Genomic DNA, 6922 nt, shown 5'->3' with positions numbered 1-6922 from the left:
GTTTTACTGATTTACCATAAATTCTGACTATCTTGTCAAAAACGTCCCACTCGTGCTCACGGCGTAGTCGGTATATTCCCGCTAGAATTTCAGATGACCTGAACGTTCAACTGATGGTCCGGTTGTGGCAGACTCAGTTTGGGGTAGGATTTTTGACACTAATGTTTGGTGCCTTGGGTTTTCTCGGGGGCAAGTTTGTAGGTTTCATCCTTGATTTTTTCGCTAGAAAAGTATTCATTTGCTAAGATTTCGAGCAAATAAGTCTACTCTGGTTCAATGATGGTGAGTACCACTTCTGAGCAGGTAGAAAACGATAGGAAATGTCTTTGTAAGACTAGCTCTATAGAGCTTTATTTAACTATCAGAGGTCGTGATGCAGTTAATAAATATGGAAATTGATAGGATAATTATCCATCAAGTTTATCGAAGGGATCAAGATGGAAACAAAAGAGCACCTTTGCAGAGTCACGAATATACGAGATTCGACAGTAACGCGATGGAGGAATTCAAATCTAGAGTACGAGATGCGCTTGGGGAGGGTTCTAAAGCAGTCCAAATGCAAGTGGTAGACCAAGGAGCTGATGATCTATCTTATCTCGTAAACAGCACGATATCTCAGGATGAAGCGAACTTTGCGGTATCATCATACGATTTCGCCAAAAAGTTGACGGACGCCCAACAGCGAAAATCGATCCCAGGTGGAATTTTAGTTGTTTTTACAGGTAAGCAAGGGCACCTGAAAAAAAGGTTCTTGGGCATCATAAAGGCGGAGATTCACAGTGCTTATGAGAAACAAGAAGATCCGAATACTAAAGAAATATCTCTAAAATTTGTGGAAGAAGTTCTTTTGACGCCAGGAACAAGGTTATATAAAACTGCGGCATTTTTCGAAAAAGATGGGTATGGAGATGATATCGAAGATTTGAATAAAAAATGGACGGTTATGGTATCTGATTATCAGATAAGTCAAACTGATGGAAAGGCAGCGGCTCAATATTTCTATTCGGATTTCTTAGGTTGTGGATATCCCGAAACCAGCGCCAGAACTACTAAAAAGTTCTATGAAGCAGCAAGCTCATTCATTGATGGAATGGCAGTTTCCTCGGAGAAGAAGAGCGATCTTTACAATGCATTGACTACGTATTTAAAAGTTAGTACCTCTTCAACAATTACCCCATCCGAATTCGCAGCGACTTACTTTGACGTTGATACCCAAGATTCATTCAATTCGTATATGGAAGAAGTTGGTTTGCCAACCAGCTCATTCACTAAAGATAATGAGCATATAGAATCCAAACTGAAATTTAGGAAAGTAAGTTTCAGTAAGAATGTAAAGATTAGTGCACCCTCTGAAGTTTTTAAAAACTACATTTATATTGAATCAATTGAGGGCGACCTGGACGAATCTGGTGCGCCTCAAGTCTGGACTAAGGTAATAGTCAAAGACAGGATAACGCAGCAAGAATGAATGAATCAGAATTTGTAGAAAAATGGCATACTGAAAAGCCTGTCTATAAAGCTTGGGGAAGGTATCTCGTTGAAATTATTACTCAAAAGATTAAAGATCGCGAGATAGAACCCAAAGATTTCTTCAAGGTTCTGCCTAGTGTTAGACTCAAAGATGATGGCTCTTTAGTTGATAAAGCATTTTACCGGCCAGGTAAAAACTACTCGGATCCGTATGCCCAAATTGAAGACAAAGTTGGAGTTAGATTCATAGTATTACTGCTAGAAGATATTAGTTCGATATGCAAAATCATTGAAAGTGAGAAGATTTGGGAATTTGATCGCTGTAAGCATTTTGATGAAGATAGAGCGAAAGAGCCATTACTGTTCACTTACCAGTCAGTTCATTATATTCTCCGGCCAAAAATCGACCTTGAGTTCGATGGTGTTAACATTCCTCGCTCGACAGCTTGTGAAGTTCAAATTCGCACGCTATTGCAGCACGCGCATGCAGAGTTAACGCATGACGCGATTTATAAATCTAAAAGAACTGTTCAGCCCGCTGTTCACCGGACGGTGGCCAAAAGTATGGCTCTCATTGAAACAACTGACGAATTTTTTGCTGATGTTACGACGCAGTTGAATTTCGGACCGGCACAAGAGCATGCTATTCCCCAAAGATTAGATGGAATTTACACAGGTATTACTGGGTATAAGCCACACAATCAGAAATCATCAATTGTGATATGGGATGCATTTGAACAATTCCTAGATGAATGTTTGATCGATAACATCCAGCGTTTTGTTGAAAGTAATCCCCACATCCCCGAAGTGATAAAATCGAGATACCATTTTTCTAATTTATATCAACAGAGTGTTGTACTTTTCGTATACTGGCTATTGAAAAGAAAGAGGAGGCGTTTACTTCGGGATTGGCCACTGCCAAAAGAAATTTTGGAGCCACTGGCGAACGACGTGGGAGTCAGTACGTGGGATGAGTAGCTCCGGATTATCAATGGTTCAGAAACATAGTGTCGTGTGGGCGTTGGTTGCTAGGTATAGATCGCTTGTAGCTACTAGAACATGTAACGCTGGAGTCCGCACCTGTTCAGAATCCACGTTTGGATCTGCGCAGTAAATCAGAAATGAACAAGCACGGCCAATTGCCGATGCTCTGCATCAATGGATGCCTTCGCATCGACAGAAAGTGCCGGATGGCTCCAGTACGGCCAGAGCTTTGGAGTACAGTCTTAGACGCTGGACAGCGCTTACAAAACATCCAGCCAGCAACGCCGAAGATCTAGTCTTCTGGAACAAGGTCTTTGGGTGAACACCCAATAGTTTTGGCGAGTAGGTAAAGTTTTTCAATAGTCAGGTTCACTTCCCCGCGCTCCACCTTGCCGACATAACTTCTGTCCATTCCAGCGGCATAGGCCAGATGCTCTTGCGAAAATCCTTTGGATTTTCGGATCGTTCTTAGATTTTGACCAAATCTCTTTTTAATGTGGCACATTGTCGCCTCCGGACGAGGCAAGACTATTTCGTCCTTGAACTCTCCAGTCCACGGCATATAATACCCATTTTATGATAATGGATATCATTCATTATTTAGAGGGAAAATATGTCTCAGCGATTACTTTCGATCGACAAGACCTTGTATGAGATTCTGACCGAACCTCCTAGTCGTGGGTTCAAGCTACACGGACTGCGAGTTGAGTATTCATCCCGATCAGGGGAGTGCGCATTGGCACCTGATATAGATTTGTTTTGGCAAATTTATATGCAGATACAGACGCTTAAATCTCGCAAGCTCATTCGCAGGGAGGAAGATCCATCTGGAGGGGGTATTTTGTTTCTTGAGCCGCGTTTTTGGGGATACCCTTTCAATATAGTCGACGGGCTATTTTTAGAGCGTAGAAGCTGAAACTAGGAAAATGGGTTCCAAAAGGAAGCAATAGCGTTCGCGATTACGCTGGATTGCAACTCAGACATGCTCGGTTACTTATAGGTGAATCATACATCGTGCGCCACTTTCACCGAATTACGTTTGCTTATTTCCCCGCTGAAGCAGAAATTCCCGTTGTTGCCTGGTTCCTTCAAAGCTTGGGCAGTAAGCTTGAAGAACATCAAGTGTTCCTGACGATTAGTGACATGAAATTTGGTAGGGCCGGTCTAGACATTTCTTGGTATCTAACGGGGGCCGTTACCGAAGAGTTCGAATCAGAGTTGGAGGGACAGTTTGAATGGGTCTGTCGAAAGGCTAATAAAAATCTCTGAAGTCTACTTTGCCCCTCATTATTTCAATTATTTCGGTCCTTTTGGCGGAGGGGCTACAGATCAGGCTCAGGGGGCGTAGACCGTAACCGTCCGGTGGTCTCATCTTGAGCCTGGCGTTGTTGTTGGATGCATGGATTTACCGGTTTGGTACACTAGAAAAAAGTCTTGAAGCGAGAGGCTCCCATGAAAAAGAAACGACTAACAGAACAGGAGCTACTTAAAGACCTGACCCCCTACGGAGCCCACGCGGACGAGTTGGCAGGGCCGCTCCCCTGCGAGTCGGAGCCCCTGGAGAGACTGAAAGGTTCAGTAAAGAAATTCGAGCGACCCACGGATCCCGTTACTGATCCAGAAGATTGGGATGCTTGGTTTGACGGAGAAGGTGTTTCAGGAGATTTCATGAGAGACCATGGAGAGAAGCAATAAATTGGTTAGAACCCGGACAACCCACCTTCCAAGTTTCAGTATTAATCTGATGTGAGCCGGGTGCATTTTGGCTTATAGATCTTTCATACGGGTCTTGCCTCACTTATTACGTTTGCCCTGACTCTTATAGGCAAATCGCCTGGCGTAACCAGGTCAATCTTTACTTTTAGCAGTGACTGAAGCTCATCCTGAAGGCCGCCCAGATCCAACAATGTGGCACCGGGTAGTGGGTCCACCAGTAAATCTAGATCACTGGTATCGCCGTCATCTCCACGAGCAACCGAGCCAAACACGCTTACAAACAAAAATCCTTCTAATAGTGAAAAAGTGTTCAAAGGAGTGAGTATTCGATGGCCCACCAACAATCTCCAGCACTCCTGCCAGTGCAACAAACAGTGACGGTTAGCAATTTCAGTCGCAGTCCGACCCGTTGTTTTCAGGATGGCACCGTAGCTGTTACTAAGAGGGGAAAAACGATTGGCTACTTGCTCAGCCCAGCACTGCTCGAACGTGGCTTGGCCTTACTTGCTGAAACCGAGGACCCAGCAGCACTGAAAGAAAAAATGGGGCTCAGTGATGCCTGGCTTCAAAATGTGAGTTCAAAACCATATCCATGAAAGCGCTGTGACAGAAGGAAAGTGGAGGTAGAAATGGCAAGACGCTGCTGTAAGGCAAAATAGTCAGAAACTCCAGTAGAAGAGCATGCATGATTAAAGTGGCTCTGTCTCTGACTTTTCACCAAAAACGTCTTTAACCATGGCGCTTCGGGCTTCATCCAAATCCATCATCAATGCTCCACGACCGACAACCCTCATGGACATTATGGAGCTGTGGTTTAGCAGCTCGATGATTTCCCTCTCTTCTTGGGAGAGACAACGCTTTAACCTCTTCCTTACAAATTCAATGACCATATGCGGTCTCCTGAGTCCATTTTTGCTCATTTTAGCAGAGGGATTGTAACCGACTGGCGATTCCATCTTGCACCGTGTTCCCCCTGTTGTTAAGGCAAGGGAAGCTACCGGTATCGTGGGTACTAAATGTGGCTCGACAATATCCATACGCCGACTCCGATGAGCGTAAGACCACCAAAGATTTCCGCTCTGTGACCCAACAATGAACCAACAGTTCGCCCTAACATCACTCCCAGAGTCACCATGAATGTCGTCGCCAAACCAATCAGAGCAGCCGCTATCCAGATATTAACGTTTATAAACGCCAGTCCGACGCCTACCGCCATGGCATCAATGCTAGTACCGAATGCAGTGAGAGAAACTTTGAGGAAGGAGTGTCTAGATGGCTTTTCTATATCTTCCACACCGGGTTTCATACCTTCATAAATCATGTGTAAGCCCAGAGCCACCAATAGGGAGAATGCTATCCAGTGAGCCCAAGCGTCTACGTAAGATGACGCCGACTTACCGATCAACCAGCCTATCAAAGGGGTTATTGCTTCGATTGTCCCGAAAATCAGCCCCATTCTGAGTGCTTCGGAAAAGCGGGGGTTTTTTAGGGTTGCACCCTTGCCGATCGCAGCGGCAAAGGCATCTGTGGACATAGCAAAGGCAAGCAAAATGAGGGCAATTGGATTCAATTAGATATCTCCGGTCGGGCATGTTGAGTCCACGATATATCCACACGCCCGACCTCAGGCATGAATATATCGATGGTCTCGCCAACCGAGAGGTGTCCGTACCATGGCATGTGGCCAGGTATGTTGATACGAACTCTTCCGAGTACCGGAAGCAGGCTACTCCCCAAAGAAACGCAAGGTTAGCAGTCATTCTCAGAAACCACAAACCACAAACCAAGATTAGGCTTTGTTCCTGCCTACTTAGGTTCAGACTCCACAGTGTATCGCTGTGGCTCCACGGTTATATGCATCAAGGTGTGGCAGCGAGCCTGAATGCGTTGTCTGTAAAAATCAGGCGATTCCGGTTCGTGCGAAACAACAGAAACAATAGCTGCATGGATGTTGGGGCCGATGCTCCAAATGTGAAGATCGCTGATTCGTGTATCGTCGTCCTCAATCGCGTTTTTGACATTTTTTTCCAGATCGCTACGCTGCTGATCGAGCAACACGCTGGAAGTCTCCTTGAGCAGAAGCCATGACCAACGCGTGATCAATGCAGCGCCAACGAGCCCCATGAATGGGTCCATCCAGTTCCAACCTGCATATTTACCTGCCAGCAGAGCCACAATCGCCAACACTGAGGTCAAGGCGTCGGCGAGAACGTGAAAATAGGCGGCCCGACGATTGTGATCGTGGTGGCCGTGATGATGGTGATCATGGTTGTGTCCATGATCGTGATCTCCTCCACCGAGTAACCAGGCCGAAACGCCATTGACCACCAGACCAATCACCGCGACAAAGATTGCTGCATTGAAGGATATGATGACCGGATCAATAAAACGTCCAATGCTTTCAATCGCAATATAGAGCGCGAAACCGGCTAACAGGACAGCTCCAGTAAATCCGCCCAACGCATTGACCTTGCCTGTACCAAACGAGAACTGCCTGTTGCCTGCGTTTTTACGTGCGTAGGCATACGCGAATGCAGCAATGCCCAATGCTACCGCGTGGGACCCCATGTGCAGCCCATCGGCCAACAAAGCCATCGAACCATAGACAATACCGGCCAGAATCTCCCAAACCATCATAGTGAGGGTCAGGCCGACGACGATGAGAGTGCGAGTTTCGCCCGAGCGTTTTCGATCTTGGCCGAAAACGTGATCGTGTTGCCATTGATCGAGCTGATGATTGTGCATTTTAAGC

The 6922-nt window shown here is 45.7% G+C and carries 9 protein-coding genes, 1 pseudogene and 1 riboswitch; of the genes and pseudogenes, 5 read left to right on the top strand and 5 right to left on the bottom strand.

The features are described from left to right. The first annotated feature begins 373 nt into the window (after window positions 1-373). The 3 genes and pseudogenes from FFI90_RS20020 to FFI90_RS20375 form a co-directional block, all read left to right on the top strand. Window positions 374-1468, top strand: coding sequence for a nucleoid-associated protein (locus FFI90_RS20020; protein ID WP_144780531.1), 1095 nt, complete (start codon window positions 374-376; stop codon window positions 1466-1468). Further along, window positions 1465-2448 carry a GTP pyrophosphokinase gene (locus FFI90_RS20015; protein WP_144780530.1) on the top strand — a complete coding sequence of 328 codons (984 nt, stop codon included), beginning with the start codon at window positions 1465-1467 and terminating at the stop codon, window positions 2446-2448. Before FFI90_RS20020 ends, FFI90_RS20015 begins: the two co-directional genes overlap by 4 nt. Before the next feature lie 136 nt (window positions 2449-2584). Further along, window positions 2585-2725 (top strand): annotated as a pseudogene (locus FFI90_RS20375) (IS66 family transposase); the annotation flags it as partial. A gap of 21 nt (window positions 2726-2746) precedes the next feature. On the opposite strand, the gene FFI90_RS20005 reads toward FFI90_RS20375, so the two are convergent. Further along, on the bottom strand, window positions 2747-2959 hold the full coding sequence (locus FFI90_RS20005; protein WP_144780529.1) for a helix-turn-helix domain-containing protein: 213 nt from the start codon (window positions 2957-2959) through the stop codon (window positions 2747-2749). 947 nt (window positions 2960-3906) lie between these two features. Between FFI90_RS20005 and FFI90_RS20000 the strand changes: the two genes are divergently transcribed. After that, window positions 3907-4149 carry an AbrB/MazE/SpoVT family DNA-binding domain-containing protein gene (locus FFI90_RS20000; RefSeq protein ID WP_144780528.1) on the top strand — a complete coding sequence of 81 codons (243 nt, stop codon included), beginning with the start codon at window positions 3907-3909 and terminating at the stop codon, window positions 4147-4149. An 83-nt stretch (window positions 4150-4232) separates the two neighbouring features. Here FFI90_RS20000 and FFI90_RS19995 read toward each other — a convergent pair whose 3' ends face one another. Next, window positions 4233-4454, bottom strand: coding sequence for a nucleotidyltransferase family protein (locus tag FFI90_RS19995; RefSeq protein WP_425463117.1), 222 nt, complete (start codon window positions 4452-4454; stop codon window positions 4233-4235). A 45-nt stretch (window positions 4455-4499) separates the two neighbouring features. Between FFI90_RS19995 and FFI90_RS19990 the strand changes: the two genes are divergently transcribed. Continuing rightward, the gene (locus tag FFI90_RS19990) at window positions 4500-4766 is read left to right on the top strand and encodes a type II toxin-antitoxin system Phd/YefM family antitoxin (protein WP_144780526.1); all 267 of its coding nucleotides are present in this window, start codon (window positions 4500-4502) and stop codon (window positions 4764-4766) included. Window positions 4767-4859: 93 nt separating this feature from the next. Here FFI90_RS19990 and FFI90_RS19985 read toward each other — a convergent pair whose 3' ends face one another. The 3 genes from FFI90_RS19985 to dmeF all read right to left on the bottom strand — a co-directional run bounded on the left by FFI90_RS19985 (window position 4860) and on the right by dmeF (window position 6915). Further along, entirely contained in the window at window positions 4860-5207 is a 348-nt protein-coding gene (locus FFI90_RS19985) for a hypothetical protein (protein ID WP_144780525.1), read from the bottom strand. Further along, entirely contained in the window at window positions 5183-5740 is a 558-nt protein-coding gene (gene mntP, locus FFI90_RS19980) for a manganese efflux pump MntP (RefSeq protein ID WP_144780524.1), read from the bottom strand. Before mntP ends, FFI90_RS19985 begins: the two co-directional genes overlap by 25 nt. Before the next feature lie 6 nt (window positions 5741-5746). After that, window positions 5747-5917, bottom strand: a riboswitch (yybP-ykoY riboswitch). Window positions 5918-5976: 59 nt separating this feature from the next. Next, on the bottom strand, window positions 5977-6915 hold the full coding sequence (gene dmeF / locus FFI90_RS19975; RefSeq protein WP_144780523.1) for a CDF family Co(II)/Ni(II) efflux transporter DmeF: 939 nt from the start codon (window positions 6913-6915) through the stop codon (window positions 5977-5979). Between the last annotated feature and the right edge of the window lie 7 nt (window positions 6916-6922).

This window comes from Marinobacter maritimus (genome assembly GCF_007671675.1).
Classification (GTDB): Bacteria; Pseudomonadota; Gammaproteobacteria; order Pseudomonadales; family Oleiphilaceae; genus Marinobacter; species Marinobacter maritimus.
Note: the sequence above shows the minus strand (reverse complement) of the source record. Positions and strands in the feature narration are given on the sequence as shown.